At 70.8% G+C, this 16,770-nt stretch carries 14 protein-coding genes; 10 read left to right on the forward strand and 4 right to left on the reverse strand.

The window, feature by feature from the left end:
• Nucleotides 1–143: 143 nt before the first annotated feature.
• The gene (locus ACFQV6_RS14425) at nucleotides 144–2,342 is read right to left on the reverse strand and encodes a putative bifunctional diguanylate cyclase/phosphodiesterase (RefSeq protein ID WP_378027961.1); all 2,199 of its coding nucleotides are present in this window, start codon (nucleotides 2,340–2,342) and stop codon (nucleotides 144–146) included.
• A gap of 114 nt (nucleotides 2,343–2,456) precedes the next feature.
• Between ACFQV6_RS14425 and ACFQV6_RS14430 the strand changes: the two genes are divergently transcribed.
• Complete coding sequence (locus tag ACFQV6_RS14430) at nucleotides 2,457–3,941, forward strand: diguanylate cyclase domain-containing protein (protein ID WP_378027962.1); 1,485 nt, start codon at nucleotides 2,457–2,459, stop codon at nucleotides 3,939–3,941.
• A 257-nt stretch (nucleotides 3,942–4,198) separates the two neighbouring features.
• Here ACFQV6_RS14430 and ACFQV6_RS14435 read toward each other — a convergent pair whose 3' ends face one another.
• Both ACFQV6_RS14435 and ACFQV6_RS14440 read right to left on the reverse strand, forming a co-directional pair.
• Entirely contained in the window at nucleotides 4,199–5,533 is a 1,335-nt protein-coding gene (locus tag ACFQV6_RS14435; RefSeq protein WP_378027963.1) for a WD40 repeat domain-containing protein, read from the reverse strand.
• 10 nt (nucleotides 5,534–5,543) lie between these two features.
• The gene (locus ACFQV6_RS14440; RefSeq protein ID WP_378027964.1) at nucleotides 5,544–6,320 is read right to left on the reverse strand and encodes an IclR family transcriptional regulator C-terminal domain-containing protein; all 777 of its coding nucleotides are present in this window, start codon (nucleotides 6,318–6,320) and stop codon (nucleotides 5,544–5,546) included.
• Between the two features lie 100 nt (nucleotides 6,321–6,420).
• Between ACFQV6_RS14440 and ACFQV6_RS14445 the strand changes: the two genes are divergently transcribed.
• From ACFQV6_RS14445 to ACFQV6_RS14460, 4 genes are read left to right on the forward strand one after another with little or no spacing between them, the layout of a single operon-like run.
• Entirely contained in the window at nucleotides 6,421–7,383 is a 963-nt protein-coding gene (locus ACFQV6_RS14445; protein WP_378027965.1) for an ABC transporter substrate-binding protein, read from the forward strand.
• Nucleotides 7,380–8,183 carry an ABC transporter permease gene (locus tag ACFQV6_RS14450; RefSeq protein ID WP_378027966.1) on the forward strand — a complete coding sequence of 268 codons (804 nt, stop codon included), beginning with the start codon at nucleotides 7,380–7,382 and terminating at the stop codon, nucleotides 8,181–8,183. The genes ACFQV6_RS14445 and ACFQV6_RS14450 overlap by 4 nt, the downstream gene beginning before the upstream one ends.
• Nucleotides 8,183–8,956, forward strand: a complete 774-nt coding sequence (locus ACFQV6_RS14455; RefSeq protein ID WP_378027967.1) for an ABC transporter permease — start codon at nucleotides 8,183–8,185, stop codon at nucleotides 8,954–8,956. The genes ACFQV6_RS14450 and ACFQV6_RS14455 overlap by 1 nt, the downstream gene beginning before the upstream one ends.
• A 10-nt stretch (nucleotides 8,957–8,966) precedes the next feature.
• The gene (locus ACFQV6_RS14460) at nucleotides 8,967–9,740 is read left to right on the forward strand and encodes an ABC transporter ATP-binding protein (protein WP_378027968.1); all 774 of its coding nucleotides are present in this window, start codon (nucleotides 8,967–8,969) and stop codon (nucleotides 9,738–9,740) included.
• Between the two features lie 44 nt (nucleotides 9,741–9,784).
• Here ACFQV6_RS14460 and ACFQV6_RS14465 read toward each other — a convergent pair whose 3' ends face one another.
• Nucleotides 9,785–11,401: an alpha/beta hydrolase gene (locus ACFQV6_RS14465; RefSeq protein WP_378027969.1), complete on the reverse strand. Its 1,617-nt coding sequence runs from the start codon at nucleotides 11,399–11,401 to the stop codon at nucleotides 9,785–9,787.
• A gap of 184 nt (nucleotides 11,402–11,585) precedes the next feature.
• Between ACFQV6_RS14465 and ACFQV6_RS14470 the strand changes: the two genes are divergently transcribed.
• The 5 genes from ACFQV6_RS14470 to ACFQV6_RS14490 all read left to right on the forward strand — a co-directional run bounded on the left by ACFQV6_RS14470 (nucleotide 11,586) and on the right by ACFQV6_RS14490 (nucleotide 16,591).
• A complete protein-coding gene (locus ACFQV6_RS14470) occupies nucleotides 11,586–13,169 on the forward strand; it encodes a M28 family metallopeptidase (RefSeq protein WP_378028102.1) in 1,584 nt (527 codons plus the stop codon).
• A gap of 138 nt (nucleotides 13,170–13,307) precedes the next feature.
• A complete protein-coding gene (locus tag ACFQV6_RS14475; protein WP_378027970.1) occupies nucleotides 13,308–13,907 on the forward strand; it encodes a DUF2510 domain-containing protein in 600 nt (199 codons plus the stop codon).
• 162 nt (nucleotides 13,908–14,069) lie between these two features.
• Nucleotides 14,070–14,888, forward strand: coding sequence for an RNA methyltransferase (locus tag ACFQV6_RS14480; RefSeq protein ID WP_378028103.1), 819 nt, complete (start codon nucleotides 14,070–14,072; stop codon nucleotides 14,886–14,888).
• A gap of 391 nt (nucleotides 14,889–15,279) precedes the next feature.
• Complete coding sequence (locus ACFQV6_RS14485; RefSeq protein WP_378027971.1) at nucleotides 15,280–15,759, forward strand: hypothetical protein; 480 nt, start codon at nucleotides 15,280–15,282, stop codon at nucleotides 15,757–15,759.
• A 7-nt stretch (nucleotides 15,760–15,766) separates the two neighbouring features.
• The gene (locus tag ACFQV6_RS14490) at nucleotides 15,767–16,591 is read left to right on the forward strand and encodes a class F sortase (protein ID WP_378027972.1); all 825 of its coding nucleotides are present in this window, start codon (nucleotides 15,767–15,769) and stop codon (nucleotides 16,589–16,591) included.
• The last annotated feature ends 179 nt before the right edge of the window (nucleotides 16,592–16,770 follow it).

A 16,770-nucleotide genomic window follows, 5' to 3' on the forward strand; every position in this document is an offset into this window, starting at 1 on the left:
CGGGCCCCGCTGAGCTGACCCGGGCCGGGCCCCGCTGAGCTGACCCGGGCCGGGCCCCGCTGAGCTGACCCGGGCCGGGCCCCGCTGAGCTGACCCGGGCCGGACCCCGCTGAGCTGACCCGGGGCCGGGCCGGGCCGGGTTCTCACACCCGGGCGGCGGGCTCCGGGAACGGCTCGAAGCTCGGCGACGGCACCGGGCGGCCGAAGTGGTAGCCCTGGGCGTACTGATAACCCAGGTCCCGCAGATAGCCCGCCTGCTCCGCGGTCTCCACCCCCTCAGCCACCGCCCGCAGGCCCAGCCCGTTGCTCACGTGGATCAGCGCGTCCACGATCACGGCGCGTTCACCGCCTGCGGTGATCTCGTCGACGAACGACTTGTCGACCTTCAGGACGTCCACCGGGACCGTGCGCAGCAACCCGAGCGAGGAGTGACCGGTACCGAAGTCGTCGAGGGCGATCCGCACGCCGGCCCGGTGCAGGGTCTCCACCGCCTCGATCGCCGTGCGCCCGGCGAACAGGGCCGTCTCGGTGACCTCGACCAGCAGCGACTCCGGATCCACACCGGCGCCGGCGAGGATACCGATCACCACGTCCGGGAAGCCGGGTTCGTTGAGCTGGCGGGCGGAGACGTTGACGCTGACGTACTGGGGCGCGCGCAGCCCGAGCTCGCGGCGCCACACGGCGAACTGCCGGCAGGCGGTCCGCATCACCCACTCCCCCAGCTCGACGATCAGCCCGTTGTCCTCGGCCGCCGGGATGAACGCGACCGGGCTGACCGGCCCGCGCACCGGATGCTCCCATCGCACCAGGGCCTCGACCGCCGCCACCCGGCCGCCCCGCAGCTCGATGATCGGCTGGTAGACGACGTGGAAGTCACCGTCGTCGAGGCTGTGCCGCAGATCGGCGCCGAGCCGTTCGGCGGCTTCGGCACGCTCGTCCAGTTCGGCGCTGTAGGTGACGAGCTGCCCGCCGGAGGCCTTGGCCGCGTACCGGGCGGTGTCGGCCCGGCGGACCAGCTCACCGGCGGTGATGTCACCGGACGCCTCCGCGACGCCGAGGCGAGCGTTGAGCAGCAGCTCGTGCTCACCGGCCTGGACCGGGTGGCGCAGCAGTTCGAGAAGCCGGTCGGACACCCTGTCACCGTCGCCGGGCAGGGTGTCGCAGACCAGCACCGCGAACTCGTCGGCGCCCATCCGGGCCACCACGTCGTGATCGCGGACGTAATCGCGCAGCAGCCCGGCGACGGCCACCAGCGCCTGGTCACCGGCGCCGCGGCCGAGACGGTCGTTGACGTGCTTGAACCCGGCCAGGTCGATCATGATCAGGTGGCAGCAGCCCTCCTCGACGGCCTTGGCGGCGAGCCGCTCGAAGTCGCGCCGGTTGGGCAGCCCGGTGAGGTCGTCGCGCATCGCCAGGATCCGCAGCTGCTCGGCCTGGGTGTCGACGCGGGCGATGTAGCCGTACATGCGGGTGGCGACGAGCACGAACAGGGCCATCGAGCCGAACCCGACGGCGGCCCAGCTCAGCGTTCCGCCGTTGCGCTCGCCCTGCACCAGCAGGACCGCCGGGACCAGCAGCATGCTGGCGGTCAGCACGATCAGGCGGCGGCCTCCCATGCTGTCGGGCTCGGACGCGTACCGGTGTGCCGCGGAGGGATGCGCCGCAGCAGCGGCCCACAGTGTGTAGGCGCACAGGTAACCGGCGAAGAGCAGCGGACCCGCGGCGGAGGCCTGGATCGAGGGGAGCAGCGTGTAGACGACGTTGCAGACCAGCGTGAGCGCGCTGCCGGCGGTCAGCAGCCAGAGGCTGGGGGTACGCGGCCCGCGCCGCAGCAGGATCGGCACGATCACCGCGCAGAGCAGCACGCCGACGCTGATGTAGCCGGCCGTCACCACCCGGCTCAGCAGCGGCGCCGATCCGTCCGTCACTATCGGCTCGATCAGGAACGTCCAGTAGACGATGCCCACCGCCACCGCGATGATCGCCGAGTCGATCAGGTTGCCGGACCGGATCGCGCCGCGCTGCCGGGTCCGCAGGTACAGCGCCACGGTCAGCAACGGATAGGCGCCCAGGTAGAGGGCGTCCGCCAGGGACGGATAGGGCGCACTTCCGCGAGCCAGCACGTAGTAGGCGTAGACGAGGTCACCGAGCACCCAGCAGAAGACACCGGCGGCGAAGAGGTACCAGCGGGCGGCGACCACCATCACGACGCACGCGGCCAGCGCGATGACGGCGGCGATGATCACGGCGAACCAGCCGTACGGCAGCAGGGCGTAGGCCAGCGCGGCGGCGATCCCGCCGGGCCACACCCGCCACCACGTGCGGAGCCGCAAGTCCGTCACAGTCCGTCTTTTCGGCTGATACACCTCGAAATTGAGGAACCAGCGGGCCTCAACTCCCCCCGCAACCTGCCGAAGCTGTCTGAGTCAATCGACCGGCGGAACGGGAAGGACTCGATGACGAACGGGACTCGTCCGGCCATCCGCGCCTGCATCGGCCTGTTCGCCGTCGCCGTCGCCTGGTTCGCGGTGAACATGGTGCACCCGGTCGGCCCGCCGATGCTGCTGTGGGCGACGATCCCGTGCATCGCTCCGCTCGTCACTGTCGTCTTCTGGCTCACCTCACGGAACCCGCGGCTGCCGGAGCCCACGCAACGGTTCTGGCGGCACCTGTCCCCCGTACCCCTGCTCATCGGTGCCGGTCAGAGCGCGCAGGCGATCGACGTGCTCAGCCACCCGGGGGTGCGCACCTCCTACACCGGCCCGTTGATGCTCGCCCTCGACGGCGCCGGCATCCTCGTCCTGAGCTATGCGCTCAGCCGCCTGCCCGTCGGCAACGACAAGCGCGGAGCGCTGGCCCGGGTGATCCTGGACGCCGGCAGCGTGGCCCTGGCCGCGGCCGTCTTCATCTGGCACTTCGGCACCCGGCAGGCGGTCGCCGCCGGGCTCACCCCGCCGGTGATCACCTCGCTGATCCTCTGCGTGCTCGCCATCCTCGCGGTGTTCGCGCTGGCCAAGGTGATCCTCGCTGACTACTCGGCGGTCGACGACCGCGGCCTGCGGTTCCTCGCCACCGGTGTCTTCATCGGCGCGCTGGCACCGATGTTCCAGCCGCTGGTCACGGCCGTCGACGAGCGGCTCTACGTCAATCAGCTGCACCTTCCGGCGGTCTTCTGCCTGGCCGCGCTCGCCGCGCACGCGCAGTGGCGGCTGCCCGCAGCTGTCCGCGCTCGGGCCGTCACCAAGCGGCGCCGTCCCTACAGCGTGCTGCCCTACACCGCGGTCGCGGCCGTGGACGGGCTGCTGCTCTGGGAGGCGTGGAGCGGCGGCGGCGACATCGTGATCCTGGCGTTCAGCGCCGTCGCGCTGACCGCGGTGGTGGTCGCGCGGCAGATGTCCGCCCTGCGCGACAACAGCCGCCTGCTCGCCCAGGTCGATCACGCCGCGAGCCACGACGCCCTCACCGGCCTCGCCAACCGGGCCCTGTTCCAGCGCCGCCTCGCCGGCTGCCTCACCGAGGACGGCCCGACACACGTCGCGCTGCTCGATCTCGACGGCTTCAAGGAGGTCAACGACACCTACGGCCACGAGACCGGTGACCTGCTGCTGACCACCGTCGCCGAGGTGCTGCGCGACAACATCCGGCCCGGCGACACCGCCGCGCGTCTGGGCGGCGACGAGTTCGTGCTGGTCCTGGCGGGTGCCGAGCGCGCCGAGGCGACCAGGGTGGCCGAGCTCATCGCCGAGTCGCTGCGGCGGGATCCGGTGGTCGCGCACGGCCACCGGCTCCATGTCCGCGCGAGCATCGGGCTCGCCCGCGGCGTCGCGGGCGCGGATCCGGGCGAGCTGCTGCGGCGGGCGGACGCCGCGATGTACGCGGCGAAGAGACTGCCCGGCACCGCGGTGCTCCATTCCGAGGCGCAGCTCCATCCCGCTGCGTGACCTTTTTTCGTACGGTCGGCGCAGGGCTCTCCACTGTTCACGCGATCGCCTGCCTGGTCACGGCCGCAGCGCGCCCGCCGGGCTGAAGCGCGTGGCTCCCCAACAGCTCTCACCGCCGCCGCCAAGCCGTCTCGACCCCGCTCACAACCAGCTGGCCGTCAGAGGTGCCCCCGAGCCGTTTCGGCCCCGCTCAGAGCCAGCTGGCCGTCAGAGGTGCCTCCGAGCCGTTTCGGCCCCGCTCAGTGCCAGCTGGATTTTCAGGCGGGGCGGCGGGAGCGGGGGCGGCGGGTGCGGAGGTGGTGGGTCAGGAGGAGTAGGAGGCCGGTGGCGAGGGAGAGTGCCAGGGCGAGGGGGATCAGGACGAGGGCGGCGATGGAGCGGGCCGGGAAGGGGCCGGCGCGCGGTTCGGGGCCGCCGAAGTGGCCGGCCGAGAGAAGGTCGCGGGCCACGTCCATGGTGAGGACGCCGTCCGGTGGGTCGAGCAGGGTGCGGGTGCCGCCGCCGGGTTCCAGGACCAGCAGCGTGATGTGGCCGGTCTCCTCCCAGCCGGTGTCGTTCCAGTAGGTGTTCGCCGGGAGGCGCTCGGCATCGTCCTCCGGCTCGTAGCGCAGGACGACCAGGTCACGGCCCTGGCTCCAGCCGAGCGCGCGGATCGCGGACCCGGTGATCGTCGCGAGCGCCGGGCCGGTCGCGGGGCGGCCGGTGGCGGCGTCGAGGTAGCCGATCGTCCAGCGCCGGGCGGCGAGCGCCGGCTCGTCGCAGTCCTGGAGGCAGCCGTCGAGGCCGGCGATCGCGATGCGCGTGCCGTCGTCGCTGAAGGCTCCGGCGCCGGCCAGGTACTGCCGGTCCGGCAGTCCGGCATTCCAGAGCATTTTCCCCGTACGGTCGACAAGCTTCACCGTCTGCCCCTCGGTGATCGCCATCAGCTGCCCGTCCGGGCTGAACGCGCCACGCGAGGCCGTGCGGATGTTCTCCCAGGCGTCGTGGCTGGCGCCGAGCACCACCAGGCGATCAGTCGCCAGATCGAGCAGCGCCAGCCGCATGGTCGCGGTGTCGGACTCGAACGGCGCCCTGTCGTAAACCTCGACGAGCATCGACTGCCCGTCCGGCGCCCACGCCACCGGGACGCAGCATCGCCCCTCCGGCTGCCCGCCGCGGTAGAGCGTGCTGCGGCCGGTGGTCAGATCGACGATGTCGAGCCCGGTCCCGCTCTCCGTCGAGTCCACCAGGTACTCCTGGGCGGCGCGGCGCCCGTCCGGGGAGAGCAGCACGTCCTCGCCGGCGATGATCGTGTTCTTGCCGCCGTACAGCAGAGTGCGGTACTTCCCGCCCCGGCCGACCGCGGCGATCTTGCCCTCGGAGTCGTAGAAGTCGGCGCCCTGGAAACCCGCGGTGTCGCCGCCGATCAGGACTGACGCCGGGCCGGGCGGGTCCATCCGCACGGTGGCCTGCCACATCCACGGCAGGCTCACCCCGCCCGGAACCACGTCGCCGACCGGGTCGGGCCGCTGCCAGGGCCGGACGAACGCGGCCAGGATCAGGGCGGAGATCAGCAGGCTGGCGGCGGCACCGGCGGCGACTCTTCTGAGCACGGCGGTCAGGCTACGCGCCGGGTGAGGCGATCCGCAGGTCCGCCTCGATCGCCGCGGTGGCGGCGAGCAGCGGGGGCAGCAGCCGTTCGCGGATGTCGTCGACGGTGGCCCGGGCGGCGTGCACCGAGACGTTGACCGCGCCCGCCGCGCGACCGTTGCGGTCCCGGATCGGCGCGGCGAGGGCCCGCAGTCCCTCCTCGAGTTCCTGGTCGACGATCGCGTAGCCCTGGGCGCGGACCCGGTCGAGCTCGGCGCGCAGGGCGGCCGCGGAGGTGAGGGTGCGGTCGGTGAGCGGCTCCAGCTTCGCCCGTGTGAGATAGGCCTCAAGCTCGTCGATGGGCAGGGCGGCGAGCAGGACACGGCCCATCGATGTCGCGTACGCCGGGAACCTCGTACCGACGTTGATGGCGACCCGCATGATCCTGCTGGTCGGGACGCGGGCGACGTAGACGATGTCGTCGCCGTCGAGCACCGACATCGAGGAGGACTCGCGGACCTGCGCGACGAGGTGCTCCAGGTGCGGCTCGGCAACCTCGGGAAGCGACAGGCTGGAGAGGTACGAGTACCCGAGCTCGAGCACGCGAGGTGCCAGGGAGAACAGCCGGCCGTCGGTCCGCGTGTAGCCCAGATCAGTGAGCGTGAGCAGGAATCGGCGTGCCGCCGCACGGGTCAGGCCGCACGCGCGCGCGACGTCACTGAGGGTCAGTTCGCGATGTTGTGCGTCGAATGCACGGATTACTGCGAGCCCTCGCTCCAGCGACTGAACGTAGTACGGTTCGCGCGGCATCAGAAGATCGAAAGCAATCGTTGACGTGACACGGGGCACATCATAGCGTTCTGTCTGAGAACTCGTGTTCGTAGAGCGCACACAATTTGAAGGAGTAGATATGCGGCGTCTCCTCACGGGGATCGTGGTGGCAGCGCTCGCCGGTTTCCTCGCGGCGTGTGGCACGTCCGGTGACTCCGGTGACTCGGGTGATACCGGCGGAGTCGACAACGTGAAGGTCGGCGTCATCCCCATCATCGACGTGGCACCGATCTATCTGGGCCAGCAGAAGGGGTTCTTCAAGAGCCGGAACATCGAGCTGACCATGGAAGCCGGTCAGGGCGGCGCGGCGATCGTGCCCGGCGTGGTCAGCGGCCAGTTCCAGTTCGGCTTCAGCAACTTCACCTCGCTGATGATCGCCCAGACCAAGAACGTGCCGATCAAGGCTGTCGCGGCCGGCGTGGCCTCCGTCGGTGAGCAGGGCAAGGACTTCGGCGCCGTCGTGGTGAAGAAGGACAGCCCGATCAAGACCGCCGCCGACCTGGTCGGCAAGAAGGTCTCGGTGAACACGCTGAAGAACATCGGTGACACCGTCACCCGCGAGTCGGTCCGCAAGGCCGGCGGCGACGGCGCCAACGTCAACTTCGTCGAGATGCCGTTCCCGAACATGCAGGCGGCCCTCGAGAAGGGCGACGTCGACGCGTCCTGGGTGGTCGAGCCGCAGCTGTCCACGATCAAGGCGGCCGGCGGGCGCGAGGTGGCCTCCACCTTCGTCGACGCCGCGCCGAACCTGACGGTCGCCGCGTACTTCGCCTCGGAGAAGCTGATCGCCGACGACGCCGACCTGGTCAAGCGCTTCACCGACGGGATCAACGAGTCGCTGGCGTACGCCGACGCCCACCCCGACGAGGTCCGCGCCTCGCTCAGCACCTACACGAAGATCGACCCGGCGCTCGGCGCCAAGCTGGTGCTGCCGAAGTGGCCCACCGAGATCAACAAGGCCTCGGTCGAGACGCTCGCCAAGCTCGGTTCCCAGGACGGCATCTTCGAGGGCAGCCCGGACCTGGAGAAGCTCCTCCCGTGACATCGGCACGCCGTGGCTACCCGGCCTGGCTCGGTCATCCCGTTGTTCTGGGCGGGGCCGGGCTGGCCGGGTTGCTCCTTCTCGTCGAACTCTTACCGCGCCTGGGCCTGGTCGACGACCGGTACCTGCCGCCGACCAGCCGGATCGTGGCCGCCCTGGCCGGCGAGACCGGCAATCCGGCGTTCTGGGCGTCGCTCGGCGACACCCTTGTCGCGTGGGCGCTCGGCCTGGCCATCGCGGTCGGCGCGGGGGTGCTGGCCGGCCTCGTGATCGGCTCCGTGCCGGTGCTGCGCGAGCTGACCGCCTCCACTGTCGAGTTCCTCCGGCCGATCCCGTCGGTCGCGCTGATCCCGCTCGCGGTGCTGCTCTACGGCACCGAGATCGGCTCCACCCTGATGCTCGTCTGCTACGCCGCCTTCTGGCAGGTTCTCGTGCAGGTGCTGTACGGGGTGGCCGACGTCGACCCGGTCGCGTACGAGACCGCCCGCAGCTTCCGGTTCTCCGCGTGGGCCCGGGTGCGGTACGTGCTCTGGCCGACCGCCCTGCCGTACGTCTTCACCGGTGTCCGCCTCGCCGCCTCGGTGGCGCTGGTCCTCGCGATCACCGCCGAGCTGGTGATCGGCGCTCCCGGCCTGGGCAAGGAGATCGCCGTCGCGCAGGCCTCCGACGCGGTGCCCACCATGTACGCGCTGATCGTCGTCACCGGCCTGCTCGGCGTCGTGATCAACCTGCTGGCTCGTACCGGCGAGCGCCGCCTGCTCGCTTGGCATCAGTCGGTGCGCGGGGAGATGGCCATCTGATGGGCGTACTGAAGAAGATTCTGCTCGCGATCGGCCTGCCGGTGGTGCTGTTCGCCGGATGGTTCCTGCTCAGCGACAGCAGCGAGAGCTTCTACGCTCCCCCGCTGCGCGACATCCTGGCGGCGTTCGGCGAGACCTGGACGGCCGACCGGATCGGCACCGACGTCGTGCCGAGCCTGCTGCGCCTCGCGGCCGGCTATGCCCTGGCCGCCGTCCTCGGCGTGACGATGGGCCTGGCGATCGGCATGAACCGGCGGTTGCGCGCCACCGTGGAGCCGGTCCTGGAGTTCTTCCGGGCCATCCCGCCGCCGGTCCTGGTCCCGGTCATCATGCTGTTCGCCGGCATCGGTGACGGCATGAAGGTGATCGTGATCGTTTTCGGCTGCGTCTGGCCGATCCTGCTCAACACCGTCGAGGGGGTCCGCGCGGTGGACAGCGTCGTGCTGGACACCGCCCGCGCCTACGGGGTGACCGGCCCGGCCCGGATCACCCGGGTGATCCTGCCGTCGGCGAGCCCGCAGATCGCGGCCGGACTGCGCCAGGCACTGTCCATCGCGATCATCCTGATGGTGATCAGCGAGATGTTCGCGGCGAGCAACGGCCTGGGCTTCACCATCGTCCAGTTCCAGCGCAGCTTCGCGATCCCCGAGATGTGGAGCGGGATCATCCTGCTCGGCCTGCTCGGCTTCGTGCTGTCGCTGCTTTTCCGGCTCGCCGAGCGGCGGGCGCTGCGGTGGTACGAGGGCCTGCGCGCGGCGCAGCGCACACGTTAGGAGGTTGACGATGCTCGAGGTCAAGGGCCTGCGGAAGGTCTACCGTTCCGGCAGCCGTGAGGTGGAGGCGCTGCGCGACCTCACCTTCACCGTCCAGAGCGGTGAGATGGTCTGCCTGGTCGGCCCGTCCGGCTGCGGCAAGACGACGCTGCTGCGCTGCGTCTCCGGCCTGCTGGACCCCACCGGCGGCGACGTGAAGGTCAACGGCAAGGCGGTCGACGGTCCGCCGCCGGGCATGGCCGTCGTCTTTCAGGAGTACGGCCGAAGCCTGTTCCCCTGGATGAGCGTGCGGGACAACGTGGAGCTGCCGCTCAAGCAAAAAGGTGTCGGGCGAGCCCGACGCAAGCAGCTGGTGGAGCAGTCACTGGACGCGGTAGGACTGACAGGCACGGCCGCGGCGTTCCCGTGGCAGCTCTCCGGTGGCATGCAGCAGCGGGTGGCGATCGCCCGCGCGGTCGCGTACGAGCCGCAGACGCTGCTGATGGACGAGCCGTTCGCGGCTGTCGACGCGCAGACCCGCGCCGACCTGGAGGACCTGGTCCGGCGGCTGTGGAAGCGGCTGAACGTGACGATCCTGTTCGTCACCCACGACATCGACGAGTCGGTGTACCTGGGGCAGCGGGTGGTGATGCTCTCGTCGTCGCCGACTGTGGTGCAGGACGAGCTGACGATCGACCTGCCGGACGAGCGGGACCAGCTGCACACCCGGGCGGATCCGAAGTTCATCGAGCTGCGGACCCGCGTCTACGAGCAGATCCAGCTGGCCAAGAAGAACGCCGCGTAGAAGGACGGCCCGGACACCCCTCGGATGTCCGGGCCGTCTCGACATCAGCGCTTGGTGATCGCTGCTTCCAGCTCGGCACGCACCTCGGCGCGGGCGTCACCCGCACCGGAGAACGACTTGGCCGTCGCCGCGGCGGCGGTCGGATCCGGCTGCGGAACCGGGTCGCACTTCAGGTCGGACCGGTTGCCGCGGACCCGGTCCGGCAGCTCGCCGGTGGCCAGGTACGCCGCGATGGTGTCGTCGGTGCACGCGATCCCGCTCAGCGAGCCGGAGTGCGTGGTACCGCCGACGCCCTCGATCAGCACCGACTTCGGGAAGCGCTTGCGCACCTCCAGAGCACCGGAGTACGGCGTGGCGGCGTCGTTGGTCTCGGCGATCATCAGGATCTCCGGCGCCTTCTTGCCGTTCACCTCGACCGGCTTGCCGGCTTTGGCACCCCAGAACAGGCACGGCGCGTTGAACCAGGCGTTGTTCCACGTCATGAACGGGTGCTTGGCGTGGATGCGCCAGTTGTCCCGCTGCCAGGTGGACCACTTCTTCGGCCACTGCACGTCGGTGCACTGGACGGCCAGGTAGACCGCGGTGCCGTTGTCGGCGCCGGGGCCGCCGGGCTCGCCGAAGAGCGCGAGCAGGCCCTCCGCGTCCTTGTTGTTGACCCAGGCCGAGAACGCCTCGGCCACCGACTCCCAGCCGTAGACGTAGTAGCCGGCCGAGACGAAGATGTCGTTCCACTCCGCCGGGCCGATCTTGCCGGCCGCCGGCGTCTTGATCAGCGAGTACAGGGTCGCGTAGTACTTCTGCTTGACCACCCTGGCGGACGTGCCGAGGTGGTAGACCGCGTCGTACTTGGCGATCCAGGCGAAGTAGACGTCCATGTTCTTGTCGAACTGGACGTCCTGGTCGAGGTTCGCGTCGTACCAGACGCGCTCGGGGTTGACCACACCGTCGAAGACCATCCGGCGGACCCGATCGGGGTGCAGGGTCGCGTAGACCTGGCCCAGATATGTCCCGTACGAGAAGCCGTAGAAGTTGATCTTCTTTTCACCGAGGGCCTTCCGCAGGCTCTCCATGTCAGCGATCGTGTCGGTGGTCCGCAGGTGATCGAGCAGGTCGCCGCCGGCCGCGTCGCAGGCCTCGGCGTACCCCTTGGCCTTGGCCAGCCAGGTCTTCTCGATCGACCGGGTGATCGGCACGTAGAACGGCCGGTTGTAACCGGTGTACTCCGGGTCACAGCTCAGGGCCGGGACGCTGGAGCCGACACCGCGCGGGTCGAAGCCGATCCAGTCGTAGAAGTCGCCGGCACCGTTCGGGATCGCCCCGCCCAGCGTGGCGAGACCCAGACCGGAACCGCCCGGGCCACCCGGGTTGGTCAGCATGACGCCCTGGTACTCGGTGTCAGCCGACTTGTGCTTGATCCGGGAGACCGCGACCTTGATCTTGGTGCCCTTGGGCTTCGCGTAGTCCAGGGGTACGACCAGGAAACCGCACTGCGCGCCGCGAGCCTGCAGGCTCGGCCGTGCGCAGGTGCCCCAGTCGATGGGTGGTGGCGTGTAACCACCGGCCGCGGGAGAACCGTGCGCCTGCGCCGCCGCCGGGATCACACCGGCACCGAGCAGGAGTCCCACGGAGGCGGCGATGGTGGCCGCCAGCATTCTTCGCATCCTCTGCCTTCCGTTCTCGAGCCACAGTGGTCGCCGTGACTCAGGGCGATTCCCGCAGCCTAGACATCCAGGGATGGAGATGCAGCGGTTCGACGTCGGGAAACAACGGAACGCGATCCGCACGGGACGATAGGTATCGATTGATATGACGATCCTGGGTTCCGTCGATGCGATGCTCGGGCGGATGCCGGCGCCCACCCCCGCGCCGGCCCGTTACCGAGCCCGCGGAGGAAAACCCGTGCGAGCCCCGTTCTTGAAGCGAGCCCTGCCCCTTGTCGGCGTGGCTGCGCTGGTCACCGGCCTGGCCTCGGCCACACCGGCCCAGGCTGCCGTCGCGCCGCCCGACATCGCCCTCGCCAGCGTGAAGGCGCACCTGACCCAGTTCCAGAACATCGCCACCGCCAACGGCGGCAACCGCGCCCACGGCCGGCCCGGGTACCTCGCCTCGGTCACCTACGTGAAGGGGCTGCTCGACGCGGCCGGGTTCACCACCAGCCAGCAGTCGTTCACCTACGGCGGCGCCACCGGCTACAACCTGATCGCGGACTGGCCGGGAGGCGACACCAGCGACACGCTGATGATCGGCGCGCACCTGGACAGCGTCACCGCCGGACCGGGCATCAACGACAACGGCTCCGGCTCGGCGGCCAACCTCGAGGTGGCGCTGCAGGTCGCGCGTACCGGGTTCCAGCCCGACCGGCACCTTCGTTTCGGCTGGTGGGGCGCGGAGGAGCTGGGCCTGCGGGGATCGACGGCGTACGTCAACTCGCTGTCCTCGGCGCAGAAGGCGTCGATCACCGGCTACCTGAACTTCGACATGGTCGGATCGCCGAACCCGGGCTACTTCCTCTACGACGGTGACAACTCGGACGGCACCGGCTCCGGGCCCGGCCCGGCCGGCTCGGCGCAGATCGAGCAGACGCTGGCGGCGTACTTCACGTCGATCGGCGTACCGACGCGGGGCACCGACTTCGACGGGCGCAGCGACTACGGCCCGTTCATCTCCGCCGGCATCCCGGCGGGCGGCATCTTCACCGGTGCCGAGGGCTCCAAGACGTCCGCGCAGGTCCAGCTCTGGGGCGGCACCACCGGCCGCTTCGACCCCTGCTACCACGCGTCCTGCGACACCATCACGAACATCAACGACACCGCGCTGAACCGGAACTCCGACGCCATCGCCTACACGGTGTGGACCCTCGCCGACGGCGGCACGACGGAACCGCCGCCCACCGGCACCACGGTCTGGGCGGACGACCTGGAGACCGCCACCGCCTGGACCGCGCTGTCCTCGGACACCGCGACCGCCGGCCGGTTCGAACGCGGCAACCCGGCGGCGACCACCAGCTCCGGCGTCGCGACCCAGCTCGACGCGGCGGCCAGCGGCAGCAACGCGCTGATCACCGGGGCGGCGGCGGGTGCCAGCGCCGGCGCCAACGACCTGGACGGCGGCATCTCGACCCTGCTCTCGCCGTCGATCACCCTGCCGACGGGGACGCTGACGCTCAGCCTCTCCTGGTACCTGGCCCACCTCAACAACGCGACGACCGCCGACTACCTGCGGGTGCGGGTGGTCTCCGGCTCCACGACCACCACGGTCCTGACGCAGACGGCCTCGGCGGCGAACAAGGCCGCGGCGTGGGCGACGGCCACCGCGAACCTGTCGTCCTACGCCGGCCAGACCATCCGGATCCAGGTCGAGGCGGCGGACGCGGGCACGGCGTCCCTCGTCGAGGCGGCCGTCGACAACCTGAAGATCACCAAAGCCTGACGCTCACCCGTGAAGGGTGCGGATTGCGGCCGTCCCGCAGTCCGCACCCTTTCTTCGCGCCCAAAGCTCTCAGGCCTTCGCGCGCGGTGCCGATGGGGACTCACAGCCGTTGGGATGCCACACAGAAGGACCCACACCATGAGCCCTGCGCAGCCGCCGGCGCCCCCCGGATGGTACGCCGACCCGAGCGGCCTGCCCGCCTCCCGCTGGTGGGATGGCCAGGAGTGGACCTCGCACGTGCAACCCGGCGCGACGGCCCGGCCGCCGACGACGATCTCCGCGGGCTGGCGCGGCGGGCCCGCGACCAAGCCGGTCGGTGAACCGCTCCCGGGCGCGCACACGGTCGAGGCTCCGGGTGATCAGTTCGCGCCTACGGCGCCTCCGTCGGCCACGCTGGGTGCGACGCAGTCAGCCTCTTCGGGGTACGCCCAGAGCACCACATTTCTCGCACAGCCGATGGACGCGGTCTCGGCGCAGCTGGGGTACACCTCGCCCGCGCCGGTGGTCACGCCGCCGGCCGCGGCCGCTGTGCCGTCGAAGCGGGCGGTGGTGGTGGGTGCGGTCAGCCTGCTGGTCAATCCGCTGCTGTTGTGCTCGGTCTACGCGATCCTGATGGGTTTGCGCGGGATCAAGGAGTCCCCGGCGGCGCGCCGGGACGGGCTGCTCGCGGTTGGTCTCGGGGCGGGTGGGGTGCTGACACACGCGGCACTGGTCGCCGTGCTGATCCTGGTGCTCTGACGCTGGAGCCGCGTGTGGCCCGTCGGTGCGCCGAGGGCAGCGCACGGTAAATTGTGGTCCTTCTCCATTCCGGCGCGGTGGCCGGAGCGGGCCGGTTTCGTCGCATCCGGCACGCCGGGCAGGGCATGCGGCGGGGTGACGGAGGCGGGGTCGGCGGTGGGTCTGCGGGTGAGTGGCCGCAATGCGCGGTTCCAGCAGTGGGAAGCCCTCCTCGGCAACCGGACCAAGCGGCAGCGCCGCGGCGAGTTCCTCGTGCAGGGTGTGCGCCCGATCAGCATGGCCGTCGAACACGGCTGGCAGATCCGGGAGCTGCTCCACGACGCCGGCGCTCACCTGTCCGACTGGGCCCGCGAAACCCTGGACACCGTCCCGGCCGAGAAGATCGCCGTCTCCCGTGAGCTGATGCACGAGCTGGGAGGCAAGGCCGACACCGTTCCGGAGCTCCTCGCCGTGGTCGCGCTGCCGGACGACGACCTGCGCCGCATCCCGGCCGGGCCGGCCATGCTCACCGTCGTCTTCGACCGGCCGGCCAGCCCCGGCAACATCGGAACCCTCATCCGGTCCGCGGACGCGTTCGGCGCCTCCGGCGTCATCATCACCGGCCACGCCGCCGACGTGTACGACCCGAAAGCCGTCCGGGCGAGCACCGGCTCACTGTTCGCCCTGCCCGTGGTCCGGGTCCCCTCTCACCAGGCCGTACTGTCCTGGGTCGCCGGCGTCCGCGCCGGCGGCGTCGCCATGAGCATCGTGGGGACCGACGAGCACGGCACCCTCGACGCCGCCGACCACGACTTCACCCGGCCCACCCTGATGCTGATCGGCAACGAGACCACCGGCCTCAGCTCCGGCTGGCGCGAGGCGTGCGACCAGCTCGTCCGGATCCCGATGTCCGGCTCCGCCAGCTCCCTGAACGCGGCGACCGCCGCAACGGTCGTCCTCTACGAATCAGCACGCCAGCGAACCGCCGCCACCCGCCGCTAGCCGCCACCGGCACGCGGCAGGCGGCAGGCGGCAGGCGGCAGGCGGCAGGCGGCAGGCGGCAGGCGGCAGCGATAGGCGCACACATTGAGGTTGCGTGCGCGTCCGCACCGGTCACGGCACCAGCCAGCGCACACGCAACTCCAATGTGCGCTGACCACCCCCGCCCCCGTCCTTGCGCGGGGGTCGCCGCGCCGCGACGTCGTTGCACGCCCCCGCGACGTCGTTGCGCGGGGCCCGCCGCCGCTCCCGATCTTGTGGAGAGGGCCGGTCCGGGGCGGTTGAAAGTCCGAAGTGACCGATCACGGACAGGCGGGTGCGGCGGGCGGGCCGGGTCACTAACGTGACGCCAACATCCCATCCGGGATGCGCCGTTTGGAGTGAAAGGCCTCCCGTGTCCTCTCCATCCCATGCACAGCCATCGCGGCGCAACCGGATCCTGGCGCTCGCCGTCGGTCTCATCCTCGCGTTGATCCTGCTGGTGATCCTGCTGACGCAGTGCGGGAGCCCGGGGGACAACACCGGCCAGCCGGGGCCGTCCAACCCGTCGGTGAGCAACTCCGCCGGCACGAACCCGTCGGCGAGCGTGGTGCCGCCGGTCACCGATCCGTCCGGCTCGACCGCGCCCGACCCCGATCCGAACGGGAGTGAGAGCACGGGGCCGGGCACGGATCCCGGCACCGGGCCGACCGAGCCCGAGGACACCACGGAACCCGATGACACGTCCGGCCCGACACCGAGCGGCGGCGTCGACGCGGGCGGCGGCAGTGGTCTCAGCGACCGGCGCGTCCCGCTCCTGGCGACCGGGTTGTTCCTGCTGCTGGCGGCACTCGGCACGGCCTGGCTGGCAGTCGGCCGCAGGTCGCGCGCCTGACACCGCTGTGCCTTACATCCGTAATCGCCGGGCGGCTGGGCTGACCGTGCTGCTGGCCCTGCTGGGCACGACGAGCATCACGATGGGCCTGCGCGTCGAGGTTGCCGCGCCCCCGCCGATAGCCGCCGATGCCCCACTGCCTTCACGAAAGACCTCCACCCCGGCTCCAGACTCCGCGACAGGCCCCGCGACGGATGAGACCGATGAGACCGATGGGACGGACGGGGTGGATTCCGCGACGGTTCCGGGCGTAGCCACCGCGCCGGAGGTCGGCGGCTGGCCCGGCGTCGCCCCCCTGCCCGGGACCACCAGGTCAGGCCCGGCCACCCGCACTCCGCGGGCGACCAGCACTCCTCAGGCGATCGCGGACAAGGGCCTCCCCCGCTCCGAGCCGGTCCGCCTCGAGATCCCGGCGATCAAGCTGCGCACCGGCCTCACCGCGGTAGGGCTGAACAGGGACGGCACCATCGAGGTGCCTCCGCTGCGTGCGAACGCGCCGGCCGGCTGGTACCGCCACTCGCCCACACCGGGCGAGCCCGGCCCGTCCGTGATCATCGGGCATGTCGATTCGGCGCGTGAGGGCCCGGCGGTCTTCTTCCGGGTGCGGGAGTTGCGGCCCGGCGACACCATTACGGTACGCAGGACCGACTCCACCGTCGCGCGGTTCACGGTGACCCGGGTCGCGAGTTATCCCAAACTGGACTTCCCGACGAGCGAGGTCTACGGCCCCGTGGATCATCCGGCGCTGCGGCTGGTCACCTGCGGCGGCAGTTTCGACCGGAGCCGGGGCAGCTATCGGAGCAATGTGGTCGTCTACGCCGAAGCGATCTGAGTGGACGTTCTGAAGGCTTCGAAACCGATTCCGGTACCGGTTCCACAGGGCCTTTCGGACACCTTGGTTCCGGAACACGACCGGCTCGTCCGGATCCGCGGCCTATGCCGGTTGACCCCTCTTGACATGGAGGTTCGGCGATTGCTTCTGTGACCGGGATCATTGCGATCTTGTTACGG

This window comes from Actinoplanes sp. GCM10030250 (genome assembly GCF_042666575.1).
Lineage (GTDB): Bacteria > Actinomycetota > Actinomycetes > Mycobacteriales > Micromonosporaceae > Actinoplanes.

Excerpts from the sequence above, each read along its gene's own strand:
- ACFQV6_RS14430 (WP_378027962.1), top strand. The coding sequence starts at position 2,457 with ATGACGAACGGGACTCGTCCGGCCATCCGCGCCTGCATCGGCCTGTTC.
- ACFQV6_RS14440 (WP_378027964.1), bottom strand. The coding sequence starts at position 6,320 with ATGCCGCGCGAACCGTACTACGTTCAGTCGCTGGAGCGAGGGCTCGCA.
- ACFQV6_RS14445 (WP_378027965.1), top strand. The coding sequence starts at position 6,421 with ATGCGGCGTCTCCTCACGGGGATCGTGGTGGCAGCGCTCGCCGGTTTC.
- ACFQV6_RS14455 (WP_378027967.1), top strand. The coding sequence starts at position 8,183 with ATGGGCGTACTGAAGAAGATTCTGCTCGCGATCGGCCTGCCGGTGGTG.
- ACFQV6_RS14460 (WP_378027968.1), top strand. The coding sequence starts at position 8,967 with ATGCTCGAGGTCAAGGGCCTGCGGAAGGTCTACCGTTCCGGCAGCCGT.
- ACFQV6_RS14465 (WP_378027969.1), bottom strand. The coding sequence starts at position 11,401 with ATGCGAAGAATGCTGGCGGCCACCATCGCCGCCTCCGTGGGACTCCTG.
- ACFQV6_RS14470 (WP_378028102.1), top strand. The coding sequence starts at position 11,586 with ATGCCGGCGCCCACCCCCGCGCCGGCCCGTTACCGAGCCCGCGGAGGA.
- ACFQV6_RS14475 (WP_378027970.1), top strand. The coding sequence starts at position 13,308 with ATGAGCCCTGCGCAGCCGCCGGCGCCCCCCGGATGGTACGCCGACCCG.